Source organism: Halobellus sp. Atlit-38R (assembly GCF_003665925.1).
Lineage (GTDB): Archaea > Halobacteriota > Halobacteria > Halobacteriales > Haloferacaceae > Haloquadratum > Haloquadratum inordinatus.
Map to the genome: position 1 here is coordinate 1 of NZ_QXIJ01000334.1, position 456 is coordinate 456.

Genomic DNA, 456 nt, shown 5'->3' on the forward strand with positions numbered 1-456 from the left:
TAAGCGTCGTCGAGGACCCGAGCCGCGAGCGGTACCACCGGCTCGCCGGCGCGGACGAGGTGCTCTCCCCGCGGTCGCTGCTCGGCGAGCGCCTCGCCTCGAAGGTCACGACCGCGCTCCGGACCGACCTCGACGAGGCGGTCGCGGTCGGCGACCTGCGGATCGCGGAGATATCGGTCCACCACGGGGGCGGCCTCGCCGGGTCGACGCTCGCCGGCAGCGCCATCGGCGAGCGCACCGGCGTCGACGTGATCGGCGCGTGGTTCGACGGCTCGTTCGAGGCGGCGCCGCCGCCGGACGCGACGCTGTCCGCCGGAACGGTCCTCCTCGTCTCGGGGACGGCAGAACAGGTCGAGCGGCTCGTCGACCTGACCAACTCGGCGGCCCGCCGGTTCGGCGCGGGCGAGACCGTCGTCGTGGGCCACGGGCAGGTCGGACGGACCGTCGCGAGCGCCC

The 456-nt window shown here is 75.7% G+C and carries 1 protein-coding gene; it reads left to right on the plus strand.

The annotated features are described in order from the left end of the window. Positions 1-456: TrkA C-terminal domain-containing protein (locus D3D02_RS19690; protein WP_304999811.1), on the plus strand; the 456-nt coding region annotated here is incomplete at both ends.